The following is a 1,436-nucleotide window of genomic DNA, read 5'->3' on the forward strand; positions in this document are numbered from 1 at the left end:
TACTACAGTCATGTTTCGTGATCTATAGTGGACTCTGTGTCGGATGGGGTGACGTCTGAGGATCTCCAGTCATGGGCGGCCGGGCTGGATGAACTGTTCGCGCGGGTCGCCGCTCGTTTCGGGCGGGTGGAACCGCGGCGGCAGGCGCGGGCCTACCTGGTCGGGCTGCTGGCGCCGGTGGAGCGGAAGAACGGCTGGCAACTGGCCGAGGCCGCGGGCGATGCCAAACCTCACCGGATGCAGCGGCTGCTGAACGGCGTGCGGTGGGACCCGCGGGATGTCCGCGCCGACCTGCGTGAGTACGTGGTCGAACACCTCGGGGACCCGGGTGGGGTGTTGATCGTGGACGAGACCGGGTTCATCAAGAAGGGCACCGCCTCGGCGGGGGTGCAGCGGCAGTACTCAGGGACCGCGGGCCGGGTGGAGAACTGCCAGCTCGGGGTGTTCCTGGCCTACGCCACCCCGCGCGGGCGGGTGCTGCTGGATGCGGAGTTGTACCTGCCGAAGTCCTGGACCGATGATCGGGCCAGGTGCGCGCAGGCCGGCATCGGCGATGACGTGCCGTTCGCCACCAAACCGGCGCTGGCCACAGTGATGCTGGGCCGGGCGCTGGACGGCGCCGTGCCCGCCTCCTGGGTGGCCGCGGACGAGGCCTACGGCCAGGATCACAAGTTCCGGCTCTTCCTGGAGAAACGCAAGATCGGCTATGTGGTCGCGGTTCCCCGGAGCCAGTCGCTGGGCGCCGGCATCGGCTACGGCAACACCGGCTCACGGGCCGACGCGGTGACCGCTGATGCCCCGCAGCAGGCGTGGAAACGTCTGTCGGCCGGCGATGGGGCCAAAGGCCCGCGGCTGTATGACTGGGCGATGGCGACCCTGCCGCCCCACCCCGGCGACGAGTTGGGCGGGCCGGGCGGTATGCAGCGGTGGCTGCTGGTACGCCGCGCTCTCACCCCCGCCGGTGACCAAGGCGAGCCCGGCCTTGCCTACTACCTGTGCTTCGGCCCTGCGGGGACCGGTATCGAGCAACTGGTGCGCATCGCCGGCTCGCGCTGGGCCGTCGAGGAGTGCTTCCAGTCCGCCAAGAACGAGGTCGGCCTGGACCAGTACCAGGTCCGCCGCTTCGATGCCTGGCACCGGCATATCACCTTGGCGATGCTCGCCCACGCCTATCTCGTCGTCACCGCCGCGCACGCCCCAAAAGCCCGTGCGGCCTGGTCTGCCTCACCCCAGCTGAGATCCGCCGTCTCCTGGCACGTCTGACCAGCGCCGCCCCCCGCCCCATCGGCCAGGCCCTCCAGGCCCTCCAGCACGCGCTGGCATGGTCACACCACCGCCGCGCCCATCAGGCCCGCGCCCGCAGCAGCCACTACTGGAAACGATGGCTACGCCACAACGAGATCCAACTCTAGATCACGAAACATGACTGTAGTACT

At 69.3% G+C, this 1,436-nt stretch carries 1 protein-coding gene; it reads left to right on the forward strand.

Features of this window, described 5'->3' with window-relative positions:
- Positions 1–48: 48 nt before the first annotated feature.
- On the forward strand, positions 49–1,263 hold the full coding sequence (locus C1I98_RS38820) for an IS701 family transposase (RefSeq protein WP_111172177.1): 1,215 nt from the start codon (positions 49–51) through the stop codon (positions 1,261–1,263).
- Positions 1,264–1,436 lie beyond the last annotated feature (173 nt).

This window comes from Spongiactinospora gelatinilytica (genome assembly GCF_003236385.1).
Taxonomy (GTDB): Bacteria; Actinomycetota; Actinomycetes; order Streptosporangiales; family Streptosporangiaceae; genus Spongiactinospora; species Spongiactinospora gelatinilytica.